The 20291-nt window shown below is 63.9% G+C and carries 12 protein-coding genes; 4 read left to right on the top strand and 8 right to left on the bottom strand.

What is annotated here, in order from left to right; translation table 11 throughout:
• Positions 1-69 precede the first annotated feature (69 nt).
• The 8 genes from BI343_RS16095 to BI343_RS16060 all read right to left on the bottom strand — a co-directional run bounded on the left by BI343_RS16095 (position 70) and on the right by BI343_RS16060 (position 10989).
• On the bottom strand, positions 70-2523 hold the full coding sequence (locus tag BI343_RS16095) for an acyl-CoA dehydrogenase (protein WP_071110463.1): 2454 nt from the start codon (positions 2521-2523) through the stop codon (positions 70-72).
• A 75-nt stretch (positions 2524-2598) separates the two neighbouring features.
• Positions 2599-3240, bottom strand: coding sequence for a TetR/AcrR family transcriptional regulator (locus BI343_RS16090; RefSeq protein ID WP_043626145.1), 642 nt, complete (start codon positions 3238-3240; stop codon positions 2599-2601).
• A gap of 198 nt (positions 3241-3438) precedes the next feature.
• Positions 3439-4620 carry an O-succinylhomoserine sulfhydrylase gene (locus BI343_RS16085; protein ID WP_043626152.1) on the bottom strand — a complete coding sequence of 394 codons (1182 nt, stop codon included), beginning with the start codon at positions 4618-4620 and terminating at the stop codon, positions 3439-3441.
• Positions 4621-4745: 125 nt separating this feature from the next.
• Positions 4746-5117 carry a DUF488 domain-containing protein gene (locus BI343_RS16080; RefSeq protein ID WP_071110462.1) on the bottom strand — a complete coding sequence of 124 codons (372 nt, stop codon included), beginning with the start codon at positions 5115-5117 and terminating at the stop codon, positions 4746-4748.
• 120 nt (positions 5118-5237) lie between these two features.
• The gene (yiaY, locus tag BI343_RS16075; protein ID WP_071110461.1) at positions 5238-6371 is read right to left on the bottom strand and encodes an L-threonine dehydrogenase; all 1134 of its coding nucleotides are present in this window, start codon (positions 6369-6371) and stop codon (positions 5238-5240) included.
• A gap of 118 nt (positions 6372-6489) precedes the next feature.
• On the bottom strand, positions 6490-7191 hold the full coding sequence (locus BI343_RS16070; protein ID WP_043626159.1) for a MarC family protein: 702 nt from the start codon (positions 7189-7191) through the stop codon (positions 6490-6492).
• A 102-nt stretch (positions 7192-7293) separates the two neighbouring features.
• On the bottom strand, positions 7294-8820 hold the full coding sequence (locus tag BI343_RS16065) for an amino acid permease (RefSeq protein WP_043626164.1): 1527 nt from the start codon (positions 8818-8820) through the stop codon (positions 7294-7296).
• Between the two features lie 249 nt (positions 8821-9069).
• Positions 9070-10989 carry a potassium transporter Kup gene (locus tag BI343_RS16060; RefSeq protein ID WP_071110460.1) on the bottom strand — a complete coding sequence of 640 codons (1920 nt, stop codon included), beginning with the start codon at positions 10987-10989 and terminating at the stop codon, positions 9070-9072.
• Positions 10990-11409: 420 nt separating this feature from the next.
• On the opposite strand from BI343_RS16060, the gene BI343_RS16055 reads away from it, so the two are divergent.
• The 4 genes from BI343_RS16055 to BI343_RS16040 are packed head-to-tail and all read left to right on the top strand — an operon-like array spanning position 11410 to position 20275.
• A complete protein-coding gene (locus BI343_RS16055) occupies positions 11410-12660 on the top strand; it encodes an MdtA/MuxA family multidrug efflux RND transporter periplasmic adaptor subunit (RefSeq protein WP_071110459.1) in 1251 nt (416 codons plus the stop codon).
• 15 nt (positions 12661-12675) lie between these two features.
• Positions 12676-15777, top strand: coding sequence for an MdtB/MuxB family multidrug efflux RND transporter permease subunit (locus tag BI343_RS16050; RefSeq protein WP_071110458.1), 3102 nt, complete (start codon positions 12676-12678; stop codon positions 15775-15777).
• Positions 15774-18878: a multidrug efflux RND transporter permease subunit gene (locus BI343_RS16045; protein ID WP_071110457.1), complete on the top strand. Its 3105-nt coding sequence runs from the start codon at positions 15774-15776 to the stop codon at positions 18876-18878. The genes BI343_RS16050 and BI343_RS16045 overlap by 4 nt, the downstream gene beginning before the upstream one ends.
• A gap of 5 nt (positions 18879-18883) precedes the next feature.
• The gene (locus BI343_RS16040; RefSeq protein WP_071110456.1) at positions 18884-20275 is read left to right on the top strand and encodes an efflux transporter outer membrane subunit; all 1392 of its coding nucleotides are present in this window, start codon (positions 18884-18886) and stop codon (positions 20273-20275) included.
• The last annotated feature ends 16 nt before the right edge of the window (positions 20276-20291 follow it).

Below are 20291 nucleotides of genomic sequence, written 5' to 3'. Positions count from 1 at the left end.
TGAGACGCGGCCGCTTTGCGGAACGCCGGATACATGCGGTATCCGGCGCATGGTACCACGTTGCCTGGCTTAGAAAATCAGGCGCTGCAGCAATTTGTCATCATGCTGTTCCAGCTTCTTGTCGAAGTCGTCCACCATGATCACATCACGCTTCAGCTTGCGGGCGCGGGTTACCGCATCGAACTCCTCCTGATTGATCAGGCCCGTTTGCAAGGCCTCGGCCAGGCGCTCGCGCGCGGTGATGGTCTTGAACTTGCCATCACGCGCCAGCTTGCGCAGCTTCTGCTCCACCGGATCGGTGGCCAGAATCGCATTCAGCGCATGGCCCAGCACGCCGACCGGATCAGTCTCTTCCTTAGGCACGTACATGCCGTGGGTCAGGCGGTCGCGGGTGCCGCCCGGCTCCATCAGGGCGCGCGCCACCTTGGTGCCGGTGCGGTCGGACGCCGGCTTCAGCGTCAAACCCCACGGGAAGATGATGCGGCGCAGCACCCAGGCCAGGCCGCGGCTAGGCAGGTTGGCCAGGAAGCCGTCCATCGCCACTTGCACATCGTACAAGGCGTTCTCCACCGCCCAGCTCATCACGGCGATGTCTTCCTTCGGCGCGCCGTCGCGCTCGAAACGCTTCAGCGAGGCGGTGGCGATGTACAGGCCGGACAGCATGTCGCCCAGGCGGGCCGACAGCTTCTCGCGGAACTTCAGCGAGCCGCCCAGGCTGAACATGGCCATGTCGGACAGCAGCGCGAAGGCGCTGGAGAAACGGGTGACGCGCTTGTAGTACGCCGCAGTGACGCCGCCCTTCGGGCTCTTCGCGAAACGGCTGCAGGTCAGACCCAGCCACAGCGAGCGGACAAAGTTGCTGATGACGAAGTTGATATGGCCGGTGATCGCCTTGTCGAACTCGGCGCCGTCGTTGGCCATCGCCGCCTTCATTTCACGCAGCACAAACGGATGGCAGCGGATCGCGCCCTGGCCGTAGATGATCATCGAACGGGTCAGGATGTTGGCGCCTTCCACGGTGATGCCGATCGGGATGGCCTGATAACCGCGCGCCAGATAGTTGCGCGGCCCCAGCACCACGGCTTTGCCGCCATGCACGTCCATCGCGTCGTTCAGCGTTTTGCGCATGCGCTCGGTGTTGTGGTACTTCAGGATGGCCGACAGCACCGACGGCTTCTCGCCGTTGTCGAGGGCGGTCAAGGCCAAGTCCTGCGCCGCTTCCATCTGGTAGGTGTAGCCGCCGATGCGGGCCATCGCCTCGTCCACGCCTTCGAACTTGCCGATGGGCAGGCCGAATTGGTCGCGGATGCGGGCATAGGCGCCGGTGGTGTAACTGGTCAGCTTGCCGCAGGCGACGGACATGGCCGGCAGCGAGATGCAGCGGCCCACCGACAGGCATTCCACCAGCATGCGCCAGCCTTGGCCGGCGTATTCGCGGCCGCCGATGATCCACTCCAGCGGAATGAACACGTCCTTGCCCCAGGTCGGACCGTTCATGAAGGCCGAGCCGCCCGGGAAATGGCGACGACCGATTTCCACGCCGACATGCTCGGTCGGCACCAGCGCGCAGGTGATGCCGATTTCTTCCTTATCGCCCAGCAGGTGATCCGGGTCATACATCTTGAAGGCCAGGCCTAGGATGGTGGCGACCGGGGCCAGCGTGATCCAGCGCTTTTCCCAGCTGACGCGCACGCCCAGCACGTCCTCGAAACGCTCGCCGGTGCGCGGATGGGTGTAGGAACCGCGGCACACCACGCCAAAGTCCGGAATGGCGCCGGCGTCGGAACCGGCATACGGGCTGGTCAGCGCGAAGCACGGCACTTCCACGCCCTTGGCCAGACGCGGCAGATAGTAATCCTTCTGCGCTTCCGTGCCGTAATGCTGCAGCAGTTCGCCCGGGCCGAGCGAGTTCGGCACCATCACCGATACCGCTGCGGTGCCGCCACGGGTGGCGATCTTGGTCACCACCTTGGCATGGGCATAATTGGAGAATTCCAGGCCGCCGTACTTCTTCTTGACGATCATGCCCAAGAAGCCGTGATCCTTGATGAACTGCCACACTTCCGGCGGCAGATCCTTCAGCTCATGGGTGATCTTCCAGTCGTCTATCATCGCGCACAACTGTTCGGTCGGGCCGTCGATGAACGCCTGCTCTTCAGGCGTCAGCTTCGGGTCCGGAAAAGACAGCAGACGGTTGTAGTCCGGCTTGCCGGAGAACAGGTCGCGATCCCACCACACCGTGCCGGCGTTGATGGCCTCCTGCTCGGTCTGCGACATCGCCGGCGTGATTTTCTTGAACACGCCGAACACCGGACCGGTGAACACCGCGCGGCGCAGCGGCACGATGTTCAGCACGGCGGCGACAACGGCGAACACCGCCCAGACGGCGGCATGAACCTCGCAATGGAAAACGAACTGGAGCGCGGCGAGCCAGGCGGCAAGGCCCACGGTCCAAACCAGCACCGGCGCGGCGCAGTAGGCCAGCGCGACGATCAGCGCGACCAGAATTACGGCAGCAATCATTGTGTTTACCCTCGTGTTGACCCCTCGGTCCCGCGCGCCGCCTTGCTGTTGTAATCCTTGGCGAACGACGCGGAATCAGCCCTCGATGGGCGCGACCAAACCGGCTATCACAAACGGCACCAGGTATTTGACGATCATGTCCGGGTCCCGGGCGGTAACGATCTGGCTGCGCGTGAAGATTTTCAGCACATCGTTGCCGGCAAAGGCATTGAACATGACGCTAAAGGCGAGATGCATGCGCCAGGCGAGCTGCTCCGGCTCCAGATGGGGCAGCGCGCGCTGGAACGCTTCCGTGTAGCGCTGCACGAACACGCTGTACTGCTGCGAGATGGTCTCGCGCAACAGACGGTGGTTTTCCACCAGCGTGCGCGACAGCAGGCGCACAAACATGGCGCCGCCGCGGGACGGGTCCTTGGACAACACCAGGCACGGCCGAATGAACGACAGCACCAGTTGTTCCAGCGGCAATTCGCCCGGCTTCGCTTCCAGCAGGTCCAGTTCCGCCAGGCAGTCTTCCAGCAAGGGCGCCAGCCTGCGCATGAACACGGACTCGAACAACGCATCCTTGGAGCCGAAGTGATAGTTCACCGCGGCCAGATTCACCTCGGCCTGCTGGGTGATCATGCGCAGCGAAGTCGCCTCGAATCCATGCTCCACAAACAGACGTTCGGCAACGTCCAGAATGCGGGTGGCGGTGTCGGGGCGGTTTGCCTCCATGGTCTCCAGTGCCTTTGTTGTATTGTGTGGTTTAGTCTTGCTCATCTCAGCTTTCGAACAAGCGTTTCAAACTTACGTTTTAACTTGATCAATGTCAAGGCATGCAGGGCGCCTTGCTCATTCACCGCTCAGGGCAAACAAAAAAACGGCAGTCTTGATTTTAGACTGCCGTTTGAATGAAACACGCGTTAAAAGGGCTTAGTCAAGGCCCAGCGCCAAATCCCGCTGCAAGTCCAACACATTTTCCAGACCGACGCTAACGCGCAACAGCCCCTCGACAATGCCGGCCTTCTCGCGCGCCTCGGGCGTCACGCGGGCATGGGTGGTGCTGGCTGGGTGGGTGATGGTGCTTTTCACATCGCCCAGATTCGCCGTGCGCGAAATCACCCGCACGCTGTCCACCACCTTCCACGCCGCCTCGCGGCCGCCCTTCACCACGAAGGACACCACCGCCCCGCCGCTCTTCTGCTGGCGGCGAGCCAACTCGTACTGAGGATGACTCTCCAGGCCGGGATAATACACGCGCTCGACATTGGGCTGCGCCTCCAACCAACGCGCCAGCTCCAGCGCGTTGGCGCTGTGTTTTTCCATGCGCAGATGCAGCGTCTCCAACCCGGACAGCAGCGTCCAGGCATTGAACGGCGACAGCGACGGTCCTGCGGTGCGCACGTGCAAATAGACCTGCTCGACCAGCTTGTCGCTGCCCACCACAGCGCCGCCCATCACCCGGCCATGGCCGTCGATGAATTTGGTGGCCGAATGCATCACCAGATCGGCGCCCAGCCTCAAGGGCTGCTGCAGCGCCGGCGAACAGAAACTGTTGTCCACCACCAGCAAGGCATCATGCGCGTGGGCGATATCGGCGACGGCGGCCACGTCGGCCACTTCGGTCAGCGGATTGGAAGGGGTCTCCAGGAACAGCAGCTTGGTGTTCGGCTGGATCGCGGCGCGCCAGGCTTGCAGATCGCGCGCATCGACAAAAGTCGTGGTCACGCCGAACTTGGCCAGCTGATTGGCGAACAGATTGGTGGTGGAGCCAAACAGGCTTTGCGAGGAAACCATATGATCGCCCGCCTGCAGCAGCGTCATCATGATGGCCTGGATGGCCGCCATGCCGGTGGCGGTGGCAATGGCGCGTTCGCCGCCCTCCATCTGCGCAAGCCGTTGCTGGAAGGCGGAGACGGTGGGATTGGTGAAGCGGGAATAGGTATAGCCCTCGATCTCGCCGAGGAACATGGCCGCGGCCTGCGCCGCGGACTCATAGGTGAAACTGGAGGTGAGGAACAGCCCCTGGCTGTGTTCGCCATATTCGCTAATGGTGCGGCCGGAGCGAATCGCCAGCGTTTCCGGATGCAGATTCTCTTGTTGCGGGTCCAACATGCGCGTCTCTCTTTCTCATCCCGGCTTAGCGCCGGCAGTGCTTACACGCCTATCTTGCCCGAAAACCGCCCGCTTGCTAAATGCCATCGGGCGCTATGGCTGTTCCGCTTAGGAAATTTGGCCGCTCAGGCCGCCATGCCGTTTTCGTCCTGCCGCCGCAAAAACTGCTCCAGCGCGCGCACCGAGGTGTACTGGCCGTCGCCGCAATCATGCAGCAATACCAGCTCGCCCTCGCGCATCGCCCCAAGCAAGGCCTGCCAGCGCGCGGGATTGGCGCTCAGATCCGCCCAGTAAATGTCGCAGAACGTCGGCCAACGCACGCTGTCGCCATGCATCCAAGCCACCAGTTCTTCCGTAGGCAGCACGCGCCGCAGCCAGTGGTCTGGCAAGAGGACCGCGCGCGGCCACTGTCGCGGCCATTTGCTTGACAGCAGAAAGCCCTTGGCGGGGGGAATTTTGCATTGCCCGATGGAAACCAGACGTATAGAGGCGTTCATATAACCCTCCTTGTCCGCGAGGCGCCGGCCATGCTGGCCAGCCTCCCGTGGGCGGTGATTCCGCGGCCTGGAACGTTCAGGCCGCGGAGAAACCCGGCCGGCAAGGGCCGGGCGGCGCGGCTAGATGGCCGCGCGGAAGATCGCGCAGATTTCTTCGTGGCTGGCCTTGCGCGGATTGGTCAGGCCACAGGCATCCTTCAAGGCGTTGTCGGCCAGGACAGGAATATCGGCTTCTTTCACGCCCAGCTCTTTCAAGCCGGCCGGGATGCCGACATCGGCGGCAAGACGCTTGATCGCGGCGATGGCGGCTTCGGCGCTGCGGGTCTTCTCGCCCAAGGCCAGGGCCACATCGCCCAGCCGCTCGCCTGCGACGGCGGCGTTAAACACTTGCACATGCGGCAGCAGCACCGCGTTGCACACGCCGTGCGGCAGATCGTAGAACCCGCCCAGTTGGTGCGCCATCGCGTGCACATAGCCCAGCGAGGCGTTGTTGAAGGCCATGCCGGCCAGGAACTGCGCGTAAGCCATCTGCTCGCGCGCTTCCATGTCCTTGCCGTCCTTCACCGCCCGGCGCAGGAAGCCGGCGATCAGTTCCACCGCCTTCAAGGCGCAGGCGTCGGTGATGGGAGTGGCGATAGTGGACACATAGGCTTCCACAGCGTGGGTCAGCGCGTCCATGCCGGTGGCGGCGGTCAGCGAGGCCGGCATGCCGGCCATGGTTTCCGGATCGTTGACCGATAGAATCGGCGTGGTGTGCTTGTCGACGATGGCCATCTTGATGTGGCGGGATTCGTCGGTGATGATGCAGAAGCGGGTCATCTCCGACGCGGTGCCGGCGGTGGTGTTGATCGCTACCAGCGGCAATTGCGGCTTGGCCGACCGATCCACGCCCTCGTAATCCTGGATCTTGCCGCCGTTCACCGCTACCAGCGCGATGGCCTTGGCGCAGTCGTGCGGCGAGCCGCCGCCCAGCGACACCACCACGTCGCACTTCTTCTCTTTCAGCAGGGACAGGCCGGCATTGACGTTGGCGCAGCTTGGATTGGGATGCACGCCGTCAAAGATCACCGGCTCGATATCGGCCTCGCCCAGCATCTGGGCGACCTTGCCGGCCAGGCCGGCCTTGACCAAGCCCTGGTCCGTCACGATCAAGGCGCGGCGAAAGCCATGGCCGCGCATGGTTTCAACCGCCTGCTGCAGACAGCCGGCGCCCATCAGATTGAGCGAGGGGATGAAGAAAGCGCTTGTGCTCATTGTCCGTCTCCATGAATGGACTCGAAATGTTGAGCACAGTGTGCGCCGCCCTACCCGCCGTCGCTTTGCCTCAAATCAATAAACGCCGGCCATGGCGCAGCCATGCGGCATCAACTGGTCAATGTAACAGGCCGGCATGATCCTGCAGCCATTGACTGGCCAGCTCGCCAAAGCCGTCCCACATGATCTGCACGCCCAGACACAGCAAGATGAAGGCGGACAGCCGCAGGAAGACGATGGAGCCGGTCTGCCCCAGGTAGCGCAGCAGCTTGTCCGCGTGGGCGTAGCACAGGTAGACCAGCACGCTGCTGGCCAGCACGGCGGCCGATCCCGCCAGCGGGGCGATGGCGTAGCGGACGATGCCCTTGCCGCTGCCGGTGAGCGTGGCGCCGATGGTGATGGCCACGGAAATCGAGCCCGGCCCCACCGTCAGGGGGAAGGTCAAGGGATAGAAGGCCCGTTGCTTCAGCTCAGCCGTGTTGTCAGAACGCGCAGGTTCGCTGGACGTCTGGCTGGATTCCGCCGGCGTGTCGTTCAGCATGCGCCAGGCGGCGAAGGTGATCAGCAGGCCGCCGGACATCTGCACCACCGGCAGCGAAACCCCGAAAAACGACAGCACGTAACCGCCGACGTACATGCTGCCCACCAGCAACAAGGCGCAATACAGGGCGATCCGGCGCGCCAGGTAGCGGCGCTGCTGCGGCGTATTGCGCGCCGTCATCGAGATGAAAATGGGCACCAGCCCCGGCGGGTTCATGATGGGCAGCAGCGCGGCCATCACGAAAAGAAACTTGGTCATGAAGATGGACAGCAACTGCATCGGGGCCGGCTCCGCGGAATATTTCAAATGGTATCGAGATTGCGGATGAAACCATAAAAAAAGCCCGCTTGCCAGCGGGCTTTGTCAAATATCCGCAAGTCGTCAGGCTTGCGCGGAGGCCAGCTTGCCGCCCTTGCCTTCGCCGCGCTGATCCAGCGCCTTGCGATGCGCTTCGGCCAGCTCGATCTCCTCCAGCGGCACCAGAGTCGTCTTGTGCATCACGCGATAGCCCCACCACAAAGCCAGGAACAAGGGAATGCCCAAATAGGTGGCGATCACGCCGTACCAATCGACCTTGGCCGCGGTGAAGGCGGTGTAGTTCTGCCCCAGCATGATCAGCAGACACAAGGCGAAGGCGAACATCGGCCCCAGCGGGAACCACTTGGCTTGATACGGCAGGTCGTCCAGGCTGTAGCCCTGCTTCACATAGGCGCGACGGAAGCGGTAGTGGCTGATCGCGACGCCCAGCCAAGCAATGAATCCGGTCATGCCGGACGAGTTCAGCAACCACATATACACCGCATTGCTCTCGAACAAGGAGGTCAGGAAGCACAGGCAGGCTACCAGGGTGGTGGCATACAGCGCGTTGCGCGGCACGCCGTTGTCGGACAGCTTGCTGAACAATTTCGGCGCCATGCCGTTCTTGGCCATCGCGTACAGCATGCGGGTGGAGGCGTACATGCCGGAGTTGCCGGCCGACAGGATGGCGGACAGGATCACCGCGTTCATCAGGCTGGCGGCGAAGGCCAAGCCGGCGCGATTGAACACCAGGGTGAACGGGCTGGCGCCGACGTCTTTCATGTCGTTCTTCAGCAGCGAGGGGTCGTTGTGCGGCAGGATCAGGCCGATGATCAGGATGGACAGCATGTAGAACATCAGGATGCGCCAGAAGATCTGGCGCACGGCGCGCGGAATGGTTCGCCCCGGATTGGCGGACTCGCCGGCGGCCACGCCGATCAGTTCGGTGCCCTGGAACGAGAAGCCCACCACCATGGCCACGCCGACGAAGGCCGCCAGGCCGCCGATGAAGGCGCCGTCGCCCTGCGTCATCACGGCCAGCCCCGGCGCGATGCGGTGCGGATCGGGTTCGGTCATGATGCCCAGAATCATCAGAAAGCCGATGACGATGAAGGCGATGATGGTGGCCACTTTCAGCATCGAGCACCAGAACTCGGCCTCGCCGAAACCCTTCACCGAGAAGTAGTTCAGCACGAAGATGATGGCCAGGAAGCCGCCGCTCCACAGCACGCCCGGCACGCCGGGGAACCAGTAATTCATAATGATGGCGGCCGCGGCCAGCTCCACCGCGATGGTGATCGCCCAGTTATACCAATAGTTCCAGCCCTGGGCGAAGCCGAAGGCCGGATCGACGAAGCGCGAGCCGTAAACCTGGAACGAGCCGGACACCGGCATGAAGGCGGCCATTTCGCCCAGACTGGTCATCAGGAAGTACACCATCAGGCCCACCAAGGCATAGGCCAGCAGCGCGCCGCCTGCGCCGGCGCCCGAAATGGTGGCGCCGGAAGCCAGGAACAGGCCGGTGCCGATGGAGCCGCCGATCGCGATCATCGACAGGTGGCGCGCCTGCAGCGAACGGCGCAGCTCCTGGGCGTCTTGTTTCTTGTCCATATCCAACTCTCTCTGCGTATTTCTCTCCGCGCGGCTCGCGCCGGACGGCCCCTGATCTTAAGGGTCGACTAATAAAGCGGCAAAGAATGACATCGATCGCGGGCATTGACTAGCCTGAATCCGCCATTTTCAGCAAAAAACGAAAATGTCATGTTCGAATGAGAAATATCAATGCGCCCGCACCGCCCGACAGGCAAGAAAAAGCCGGGCGCAGCCCGGCCTCATTGTCTTATCCCGCAAAGTGTTGCATTACAGCTCAATCCGGGCGCCCAACTCCACCACCCTGTTTGGCGGCAAACGGAAATACAGCGTGGCGCTGCGCGCGTTCTGCCGCAGAACACCGAACACGCCGATCAGCCAGCGCTTGAAGCGGCTGCTGCCCGCAGCGGGAACCAGCGTCTGCCGCCCAAGATAATAAGTGGTGCAAAGCGGCTCCAGCGCCGGCAGATTCAACAAGGCGGACGCATGCGCCATCACCTCCGGCACATCGGGCTCTTCCATATAGCCGTAGCGCGCCACCACGCGCGCCACGCCCTCGCCCAGCCGCCGCACCGCCACGCGCTCGCCTTTCACACGCGGCACGTCCTGCATCTGCAGGGTCAGCAGCAATACGGTCTCATGCAATACCTGGTTGTGCTTCAGGTGGTGCAGCATCACCAGCGGCGTGCCGTCCGCGTTCTCCGACAAAAACACGCCGACGCCCGGAATGCGCGCCACCGGGTTCATCTGCAAACTGGACAGCAGCGCCTCGATTGGCAGCTGCCTGTCCTGCCCTTCCCTCACCTGCAGCCGGCGGCCGCCAAACCAGCAGCCCATCAACATGAACATGAACAGGCCCAATGTCAGCGGCAGCCAGCCGCCATCCATGAACTTCAGCGCGTTGGCGAGCACGAAAGCCACATCGACCGCGAACAGGCTGCCGGCCACCACGATCACCGCCCACCACGGCCAATGCCAACGGCCGCGCGCCAACACGGCAAACAAGATGGTGGTGATGGCCATGGTGGTGGAGACGGCCAGGCCGAAGGCGGCGGCGAGCTTGTCCGACTGGCGGAAACCCAGCACCACCGCCACGGTTGCCAGCATCAGCAGCCAGTTCAGCAGCGGCAGATAAATCTGGCCCTTGTGGCTGCGCGAGGTATGCAGCACCAGCACCCGCGGGAAGAAACCGAGCTGCACCGATTGATGGGTGAGAGAGAATACCGCCGTGATCAGCGCCTGCGACGCGACGATGGTGGCCAAGGTCGCCAGCGCCACCATCGGATACAGGCCCCACTCCGGCACCATCGAATAGAACGGCCGGCCTGATAGTTGGGGATGGGCCAGCAGCAGCGCGCCCTGCCCCAGATAGCTCAACAGCAGCGCAGGCAGCGCCAGGCCATACCAGGCCAGGCGGATAGGCCGCGCGCCGAAGTGCCCCATATCGGCGTACAGCGCCTCGGCGCCGGTCAGACACAACACCACCGCGCCCAGCGAAACAAAGCCGGCAAAGCCGTTGCGCTGAAAATAGCTGATGCCGTGCAAGGGGTTGATCGCTTGCAGAATGGCCGGGTTCTGCCACAACTGGGCGATGCCGAGCGCGGCGATCGCTACGAACCAGGCGGCCAGAATGGGGCCGAACACCACGCCCACCCGGCCGGAGCCGAATGGCTGCACCATGAACAGCAGCACCAGAATCGCTATGGTGGCCGGCACCACATAGGCCGCCAGCGCGGGCGTGGCCACCTGTAAGCCTTCCATCGCGCTCAGCACGGAAACTGCCGGCGTGATCACGCCATCGCCATACAACATGGCCGCGCCGGCCAAGCCGAGCAAGACCCAGAAACAAGTGGAACGGCCGGCCGTCTCGGCCTTGTCGCCGGCGATCTGCGCCAGCAGCGCCAGAATGCCGCCCTCTCCTTTATTGTCTGCCCGCATCAGCACCAGCACGTACTTGATGCTGACCATCAGAATCAAGGACCACAAGAACAGCGACACCACGCCCACCACATTGTCCGGCGTCGGCCGCACGCCGTGATCGCCGTTGAACGCCTCCTGCAAGGCGTAAAGCGGACTGGTGCCCAAATCGCCAAACACCACGCCCAGCGCGGCCAGCGCCAGCATCGCCGCCGCCGGCTGTCGTTTTCGATCGGAAGCCGCGATAGCCCCGTTGCGCACACCTGCCTGCATCATCATCTCCTTATCGCTACCTGTCCCTGCCGCGCCGCGGGCACGGTGGAAAGCGCATGCTAGACCGTGGCGGATAAATTTCGCGTAAACATTTCATCCCATACGCAAACAATCGGTAAAAATCACAATCCAGGCGTCACGGCACGGCGCCCCGCGCAAGCCCATGACGCAAAAGCGTTTCCCGGCTCCACTTGAGACAAGCCGCCACAAAAAGAAAGCAAACAATTGCTTTAATTTAACAAATTCAAACACAAAGCGCGCCCGCGCTCAAACCACGCTCATATTATGCAGGCACGATTTAGCACGGTTTTTATTGGCATAGTCTGCCGCTTTATGCGCCAGTTATGCAGCAAAACGCATGAAAAACTGTCATGCTATGCACGATCAATAACAAATGATACGCCATTCCGGAGCACCTGCATGTCAAGCCCCACGCCCGTCAAATCCCGCCGCCTGCCGCTCATCATCGCCGTCATCGCCGTCCTGGGCGGCGGCTGGTGGTGGCACCAACATAGCCAGAACGCCATGGAGGCGGCAGCCAGGAACAAGGGAGCGGCGCCGGTGGCCGTAGGCGTGGCCGAAGTCAGAACCATGGATGCTCCGCTGCGCTTGAACGCGCTGGGCACAGTCAACTCCACCTATACCGTCACCGTGCGCAGCCGCGTCGACGGCCAGCTGGACAAGGTGCACTTCACCGAAGGCCAGATGGTCAAGCAAGGGCAGTTGCTGGCCGAACTCGATTCCCGTCCCTACCAGGCCACGCTGACCCAGGCGGAAGGCCAGCTGCAACGCGACCAGGCCCTGCTGGCCAACGCCAGGATAGACCTAGCGCGCTACCAGCAGCTGTCGGGACAGAATTCCATTTCCAAACAGCAGGTCGATACCCAACAGGCCCTGGTGCATCAATACGAAGGCACGGTCAAGGTGGACCAAGGCGCCGTAGCCGTAGCCAAGCTGAATGTCGACTACGCACGCATCACCGCGCCGGTCAGCGGCCGCGTCGGCTTGCGCCAGGTGGACCCGGGCAATATCGTCCACGCCAGCGACGCCAACGGCCTGGTCACCATCACCCAGACCCAGCCCATCAACGTGGTGTTCGCCATTCCGGAAGCCAACCTGGCCTCTGTGCTACAGGCCGCCAGGGACAACAAGACGCTGAAGGTTGAGGCCTGGGACCGCGACAACAAGCACAAGCTCGCCGACGGCACGCTGCTGGCGCTGGACAACCAGCTGAACACCGGCACCGGCACCATCAATATCAAGGCCAAATTCGCCAATGAACAGCAGCAGCTGTTCCCTAACCAGTTCGTCAACGTCAATCTTGAACTGGGTGTGCGCAAAGACGCCATCGTGGTGCCGACGGTGGCGGTGCAATTGGGCAAAGTAGGCAATTACGTTTACACCGTGGGCGACGACTCCACCGTCAGCCTATCCAAGGTCAAGACCGGCCCGGCCTCCGGCGACAACACCATCATCGAGGACGGCTTGAAGCCGGGCCAACGCGTAGTCATAGACGGCGTAGACAAGCTGCGCGACGGCGCTCAGGTCAAGGTCGTGGATCGCGCCGCGCAAGCGCGCGAAGCCGCCTCCGCCGCCGCCAACGCGGGCAAGGGGCATAAAAAGCACAGCGCCGGCCCGCAGGCCAAGCGCCCAGCCTCCGCCGCCAACTAAACGGAAGGAAAAGGCATGAATCCGTCCCGTCCGTTTATTCTGCGGCCGGTGGCCACCACCTTGTTGATGGTGGCCATCCTGCTGACTGGCCTGGTGTCCTGGCGCATGCTGCCGGTTTCGGCCCTGCCCGAGGTGGACTACCCCACCATCCAGGTGGTGACGCTGTATCCCGGCGCCAGCCCCGACGTGATGACCTCGTCGGTCACGGCGCCGCTGGAGCGCCAGTTCGGCCAAATGCCGGGCCTGTCGCAAATGTCCTCGTCCAGCTCCGGCGGCGCCTCTGTCATCACGCTGCAATTCAGCCTGGACCTGACGCTGGATGTCGCCGAACAGGAGGTCCAGGCCGCCATCAACGCCGCCAGCAACCTGCTGCCGTCGGACCTGCCCAGCCCGCCCATTTATAACAAGGTCAACCCAGCCGATACGCCCATCCTGACCATCGCCGTCAGCTCCCCCACCCTGCCGCTGACCAAGCTGGAAGACCTGGTGGACACGCGGCTGGCGCAGAAGCTGTCGCAGGTGCCCGGCGTCGGCCTGGTCAGCATCAGCGGCGGCCAGCGCCCGGCTGTGCGCATCCAGAGCAATCCCAAGGCGCTGGCGGCGCGCGGCCTGACGCTGGAAGACATCCGCACCGCCATCGGCAGCGCCAACGTCAACCAGGCCAAGGGCAGTTTCGACGGCCCGCTGCAGGCGTCCACCGTGGACGGCAACGACCAGCTGCAATCCGCCGAGGAATACAGAAACGTCATCATCGCCTACCAGAACGGCGCGCCGGTATTCCTCAAGGATGTGGCCAAGGTGGTGGATTCGGCGGAAAACGTGCGCCTGGCCGCCTGGTCCGGCACCACGCCGGCCATCATCCTCAACGTGCAGCGCCAGCCCGGCGCCAACGTGATCCAGGTGACGGACCGCATCAAAGCCCTGCTGCCGCAGCTGCAAGGCACGCTGCCCGGCGCGGTGGACGTCCACGTGCTGAGCGACCGCACGGTGACCATCCGCGCCTCGGTGGAGGACGTGGAGTTCGAGCTGATGCTGGCCATCGCGCTGGTGGTGATGGTGATCTTCGTCTTCCTGCGCAATATTCCGGCCACCATCATCCCCGCCGTGGCGGTGCCGCTGTCGCTGGTAGGCACTTTCGGCGTGATGTATTTGACTGGCTTCTCCATCAACAATCTGACGTTGATGGCGCTGACCATCGCCACCGGCTTCGTCGTCGACGACGCCATCGTGATGATCGAAAACATCGCCCGCTACATCGAGGAAGGCGAGAAGCCGATGGCGGCGGCGCTGAAAGGCTCCAAGCAGATCGGCTTCACCATCATCTCGCTGACCATTTCGCTGATCGCGGTGCTGATCCCCTTGCTGTTCATGGGCGACGTGGTAGGCAGGCTGTTCCGCGAATTCGCCATCACCCTGGCGGTGTCCATCCTGATTTCCGCCTTCATCTCGCTGACGCTGACCCCGATGATGTGCGCGCGGCTGCTCAAGCACGTGCCGGAAGACAAGCAAGGCCGCTTCTACCATGCCAGCGGGCAGTTCTTCGACCGCATCATCGCCCGTTACGGCGTGGCGCTGAACTGGGTGCTGGACCGACAGAAAACCACGCTGCTGGTGGCGGTCGGCACCCTGGCGCTGACAGCCGCGCTTTACGTGGCCGTGCCCAAGGGCTTCTTCCCGCTGCAGGACACCAGCGCCATCCAGGGCATCAGCGAAGCCTCGCAATCCATCTCTTTCAGCGCCATGGCCGAACGCCAGGAAGCGCTTGCCGACGCGCTGCTGAAAGACCCGGCGGTGGACAGCCTGTCGTCCTTCATCGGCGTGGACGGCACCAATGCCACGCTGAACAGCGGCCGCCTGCTGATCAACCTGAAACCCAAAGACCAGCGCGACAATATCCGCACCGTGCTGGCGCGCCTGCAACAGCGCGCCGCCGACGTGCCCGGCATGTCGCTGTATCTGCAGCCGGTGCAGGACCTGACCATAGACGCCCGCGTCAGCCGCACCCAATACCAGTTCACGCTGCAGGCCACCAGCCAGGACGATCTGTCGACCTGGGTGCCCAAGCTGGTGCGCCGCCTGCAGCAGGAACCGGCATTGGCCGATGTGGCCAGCGACCTGCAGGACAAGGGCCTGCAGGCCTACGTCAACATCAACCGCGACGTGGCCTCCCGACTCGGTGTCACCACCGCCGCGATCGACAACGCGCTGTACGACGCCTTTGGCCAGCGGCTGATCTCCACCATCTTCACCCAGACCAACCAATACCGCGTGGTGCTGGAGGTGGACCCCGCGCATCAACGCGACCTGCTGTCGCTGAAGGGCATCTATGTGCCCACCGCCAGCGGCGGGCCGGAGCCGCTGGACACCGTGGCCACCATCGAGGAGCGCCCCACTTCGCTGGCGATCAATCATCTGGGCCAGTTTCCGACCGCCACCATCTCCTTCAATTTGAAGCCGGGCGCGTCGCTGGGAGAGGCGGTGGACGGCATCCGCAAGGCCGAGTCCGAGCTAGGCCTGCCGGCCAGCATGGACACCAAGTTCCAGGGCGCGGCCATGGCCTTCCAGGCGTCGCTGTCCAACACGCTGTGGCTGATCCTGGCCGCCATCGTCACCATGTACATCGTGCTGGGCGTGCTGTATGAGAGCTATATTCACCCCATCACGATTCTCTCCACCCTGCCGTCCGCCGGCATCGGCGCGCTGCTGGCGCTGATGGTCACCGGCACCGACCTGTCGGTGATCGCCATCATCGGCATCATTCTCTTGATCGGCATCGTCAAGAAAAACGCGATCATGATGATAGACTTCGCGCTGGAGGCCGAACGCGAACAAGGCATGAGCCCGCGCGAGGCCATCTACCAGGCCTGCCTGCTGCGTTTCCGCCCCATTCTGATGACCACCATGTCGGCGCTGTTGGGCGCGCTGCCGCTGATGGTCGGCGGCGGCATGGGCTCCGAGCTGCGCGAGCCGCTGGGCATCACCATGGTGGGCGGCCTGATGGTCAGCCAGGTGCTGACGCTGTTCACCACCCCGGTGATCTACCTGGCCTTCGACCGCCTGGCGCGCCGCTTCGGCCGCCAAACCAAGCCGGAACTGAGCGAAGAGGCTGAAGCATGATCCCGTCGGCGCCCTTCATCCGCCGCCCGGCGGCTACCACGCTGCTGACGCTGGCCATCCTGCTGGCCGGCCTGATCGCGTTCAAGCTGCTGCCGGTGTCGCCGTTGCCGCAGGTGGACTTCCCCACCATATCGGTATCGGCCAAGCTGCCCGGCGCCAGCCCGGAAACCATGGCCGCCACCGTAGCCACGCCGCTGGAGCGCGCGCTGGGCCGCATCGCCGGCATCACCGAGATGACGTCCACCAGCTCGCTCGGCTCCACCAACATCACGCTGCAGTTTGATCTGGATCGCGACATCAACGGCGCGGCGCGCGACGTGCAGGCGGCCATCAACGCCGCCCGCTCGCTATTGCCCACCGGCATGCCGTCCAACCCCACCTATCGCAAGGTGAACCCGGCCGACGCGCCCATCATGATCATGGCGCTGACCTCGGACAGCATGACCCGCGGCCAGATGTATGACGCCGCCGACTCCATCCTGGGGCAGAAACTGTCCCAGGTGGACGGCATCGGCAATGTCATCATCGGCGGAGGCGCCCAGCCGGCGGTGCGGGTGGAAATGAACCCGGCCCAGCTGAACCACTACGGCATCGGCATGGAAACGGTGCGCGCCGCCATCACCAGCACCAACGCCAACCGGCCAAAAGGTTTCCTGGAAAACGAAGACCGCCACTGGCAGGTTCAGGCCAACGACCAGGCCGGCAAGGCCAGCGACTACCTGCCGCTGATCGTCAGCTACAAAAACGGCAGCGCGGTGCGCATCTCGGACGTGGCCGAGGTCAAGGATTCGGTGGTGGACCTGCGCAACGCCGGCATGCTGGGCAAGCAACCGGCGGTGATGCTGATCCTGTTCCGCCAGCCCGGCGCCAACATCATCGAAACCGTCGATCGGGTGAAGGCGCTGCTGCCGCAGCTGCAGGCGTCTATTTCGCCGGCGATCAAGATCAATCAGGTGATGGATCGCACGCCGACCATCCGCGCCTCGCTGTCCGAAGTGGAACGCTCGCTGGTGATTTCCATCGGCCTGGTCATCATGGTGGTGTTCCTGTTCCTGCGCAGCGGCCGCGCCACCGCCATCCCGGCCATCACCGTGCCGGTGTCGCTGGTGGGCACCTTCGCCGTGATGTATCTGGCCGGCTTCTCCTTGAACAACCTGAGCCTGATGGCGCTGACCATCGCCACCGGCTTCGTGGTCGACGACACCATCGTGGTGCTGGAGAACATCTCACGCCACATAGAAAACGGCATGAAACCGTTCCAGGCCGCGCTGCAGGGCGCGCGCGAGGTGGGCTTCACCGTGCTGTCGATGAGCATCTCGCTGATCGCGGTGTTCATCCCCATCCTGCTGATGGGCGGCATCATCGGCCGCCTGTTCCGCGAGTTCGCCGTCACCCTGTCCGTCGCCATCCTGGTTTCGCTGGTGGTATCGCTGACCACCACGCCCATGCTGTGCGCGCGCTGGCTGAAAGCGCACGACGCGCATAAAACGCCTGGCAAATTGTTCCAATGGAGCGAGCGCGCGTTCGACGCCATGCTGGAGGGCTACCGCCGCTCGCTCAGCTGGGCCTTGCGCCACAGCCGCCTGATGATGGTGATGCTGGGCGCCACCATCGCCTTGAACGTGTTCCTGTACACCGTCATCGCCAAAGGCTTTTTCCCGCAGCAGGATACCGGCCGCCTCACTGGCATGATACGCGCGGACCAGAGCATCTCCTTCCAGGCCATGCAGCACAAACTGCAGCGCTTCATCGACGTGGTGGGGGCCGATCCGGCGGTGGACAAGGTAGTGGGCTTCACCGGCGGCGGGCAGCGCAACGGCGCCAATATGTTCGTCAGCCTCAAACCGCTTGCGGAACGCAAGGAAAGCGCCGACCAGGTGATCGCCCGGCTGCGCAAGAAACTCTCCAACGAGCCCGGCGCCCAGCTGTTCCTGCAGTCGGTGCAGGATATCCGCATCGGCGGCCGCTCCAGCAATGCGCAGTACCAGTACACCTTGCAGGGCGACGACCTCGCCGAGCTGCGCGAGTGGACGCCCAAGGTGCAACAGGCGATGAGCAAGATTCCGTTCCTGGCCGACCTCAACAACGATCAGGAAGTGAAGGGCCTGCAAACCTCGCTGACCTTCAATCGCGCGGCGATGGCGCGGCTGGGCTTGACCCAGGCCCAGGTGGATTCGGTCCTGAACGACGCCTTCGGCCAACGCCAGGTCTCCACCATCTACAACGCCTTGAACCAATACCATGTGGTGCTGGAGGTGGCGCCGCAATACTGGCAGAGTCCGGAAGGCCTGCGCGACATCTATCTGCAAACGCCGGGCGGCCAGCCGACGCCGCTGTCGGCCATCGCCAGCTGGAAACCGACCAATACCTCGCTGTCGGTCAACCACCAGAGCCAGTTTGCCGCCACCACCATCTCCTTCAACCTGCCGCCGGGCAAGTCGCTGTCCGACGCCACGCAGGCGATCGACGCCGCCATCGCCGATATCGGCTTGCCCAGCAGCATCCGCGCCAGCTTCCAGGGCACGGCCAAGTCCTTCCAGGCCTCGCTGGACAGCCAGCCCTATTTGATCCTGGCGGCGCTGGTGGCGGTGTACATCGTGCTGGGCATGCTGTACGAGAGCGTGGTGCATCCGATCACCATTCTCTCCACCCTGCCCTCGGCCGGCGTGGGCGCGCTGTTGGCGCTGATGGCCACCGGCGGCGAGTTCAACATCATCGCGCTGATCGGCATCCTGCTGCTGATAGGCATTGTGAAGAAGAACGCGATCATGATGATCGACTTCGCGCTGACCGCTGAGCGCGAACAGAAGCTGACGCCGGAAGCCGCCATTCTGCAGGCCTGCCTGCTGCGCTTCCGCCCCATCATGATGACCACCATGGCCGCGCTGTTCGGCGCCTTGCCGCTGGCGCTGGGCCGCGGCGACGGCGCCGAGCTGCGCACGCCGCTGGGCATTTCCATCGTCGGGGGCCTGCTGCTCAGCCAGCTCTTGACGCTGTACACCACACCGATTGTCTACCTGTATCTGGACCGCTTCCGCCTATGGTGCCTGACGTGGCGCGGCAGGCATGGACACGCGCTGGCCGATGGCCAAGAGGAATGATTGCGATGCATAAAACAAGAAAACCACTGAAATGCGGCCTGATCGCCGCCATGGCCGCCCTGGCGCTGGCCGGCTGCGCCGTCGGCCCCGACTATGCCAAACCGAAAGTGGATATCCCCGCCAGCTTCAAGGAAGACGGCCGTTGGAAAACCGCCGAGCCGCAGGACGCCATGCCGCGCGGCGACTGGTGGGCCGTATTCCAGGACGCCACGCTGAGCCAGCTGATGGACACGCTGAACCGGCAAAGCCCGACCATCGCCCAGGCCGAGGCGCAATACCGCGAGGCGCAGGCGGCGCTGCGGCAGGCCCAAGCCGGGCTGTTCCCCTCGCTGTCGGCCAACGCCTCAAAAAGCCATGGCGTGGCCGCGCCCGGCGCCGGCGCGACAAACGGATACAACCTGGGGCTGTCCGCCAGCTGGGAAGTAGACCTGTGGGGCGCCGTTCGCCGCGAAGTGGAGGCCGGCAAAGCCAAGCAGCAGGCATCGGAAGCGCAATTGGCCGCCATCCGGCTCAGCAGCCAAACCCTGCTCGCCACCGCTTATTTGCAGCTGGTGGTAGCGGACATGCAGTTGGCCAATCTGCGCCAGAGCGAAAAACTGCTGGGCGACACCCTGCAGCTGACGCGGAACCAGTACGCGGCCGGCATCGTCGGCGACGACGCCGTGGCATCGGCCGAAAGCCAGTGGAAAACCGCTCAGGCCGCGGTAGTGGACAAGCGGCTGACGCGCGCCCAGCTGGAGCACGCCATCGCCGCCCAGTTGGGCCTGGCGCCGGCCAGCTTCGCGCTGCCGCCGGCCAGCCAGCAGCCGCATCTGCCGCAGATTCCAGCCGGCTTGCCCTCGACGCTGCTGGAGCGCCGCCCCGACATCGCCGCCGCCGAACGCAATATGGCCGCCGCCAACGCGCAGATCGGCGTCGCCAAAGCCGCCTTCTTCCCGACGCTGACGCTGGGCGCCAGCGGCGGCTACCGCGGCTCCACCTTCGCCGATTGGGTGACGCTGCCCAACCGCATCTGGTCAGTCGGCCCGTCGCTGGCGCTGACGTTGTTCGACGCCGGCCTGCGCCGCGCCCAGACCGATCAGGCCATCGCCGGCTACGATGCCAGCGTGGCCAACTACCGCCAAACCGTGCTGGCGGCGCTGCAAGGCGTGGAAGACAATCTATCGGCGCAGAGTCTGCTTAAGGAAGAAGCCGACATGCAGCGCGCGGCGGTCGCCGCGGCCAAGCGGGCGGAAACCATCGCTCAGAACCAATACCAGGCCGGCACGGTGGCGTATCTGAATGTGCTGTCGGCGCAAAATGCCCGCATCGCCGCCGAGAACAATCTGTGGACCGTGATCAACCGCCAGTACACCGGCAGCGTCGCGCTGATCGCCGCCCTGGGCGGCCGCTGGTAAGCTTGCCGCCCAGCAA

Origin of the sequence: Chromobacterium amazonense, assembly GCF_001855565.1 — a bacterium.
Taxonomy (GTDB): domain Bacteria; phylum Pseudomonadota; class Gammaproteobacteria; order Burkholderiales; family Chromobacteriaceae; genus Chromobacterium; species Chromobacterium amazonense.
The sequence above is the reverse complement of the archived record's forward strand: the minus strand, read 5'-3'. Positions and strand labels throughout refer to the sequence as shown.

Bases quoted from the DNA above. Each gene is read 5' to 3' on its own strand.
- BI343_RS16095 (WP_071110463.1), bottom strand. From the start codon at position 2,523: ATGATTGCTGCCGTAATTCTGGTCGCGCTGATCGTCGCGCTGGCCTAC.
- BI343_RS16090 (WP_043626145.1), bottom strand. From the start codon at position 3,240: ATGGAGGCAAACCGCCCCGACACCGCCACCCGCATTCTGGACGTTGCC.
- BI343_RS16085 (WP_043626152.1), bottom strand. From the start codon at position 4,620: ATGTTGGACCCGCAACAAGAGAATCTGCATCCGGAAACGCTGGCGATT.
- BI343_RS16080 (WP_071110462.1), bottom strand. From the start codon at position 5,117: ATGAACGCCTCTATACGTCTGGTTTCCATCGGGCAATGCAAAATTCCC.
- yiaY (WP_071110461.1), bottom strand. From the start codon at position 6,371: ATGAGCACAAGCGCTTTCTTCATCCCCTCGCTCAATCTGATGGGCGCC.
- BI343_RS16070 (WP_043626159.1), bottom strand. From the start codon at position 7,191: ATGCAGTTGCTGTCCATCTTCATGACCAAGTTTCTTTTCGTGATGGCC.
- BI343_RS16065 (WP_043626164.1), bottom strand. From the start codon at position 8,820: ATGGACAAGAAACAAGACGCCCAGGAGCTGCGCCGTTCGCTGCAGGCG.
- BI343_RS16060 (WP_071110460.1), bottom strand. From the start codon at position 10,989: ATGCAGGCAGGTGTGCGCAACGGGGCTATCGCGGCTTCCGATCGAAAA.
- BI343_RS16055 (WP_071110459.1), top strand. From the start codon at position 11,410: ATGTCAAGCCCCACGCCCGTCAAATCCCGCCGCCTGCCGCTCATCATC.
- BI343_RS16050 (WP_071110458.1), top strand. From the start codon at position 12,676: ATGAATCCGTCCCGTCCGTTTATTCTGCGGCCGGTGGCCACCACCTTG.
- BI343_RS16045 (WP_071110457.1), top strand. From the start codon at position 15,774: ATGATCCCGTCGGCGCCCTTCATCCGCCGCCCGGCGGCTACCACGCTG.
- BI343_RS16040 (WP_071110456.1), top strand. From the start codon at position 18,884: ATGCATAAAACAAGAAAACCACTGAAATGCGGCCTGATCGCCGCCATG.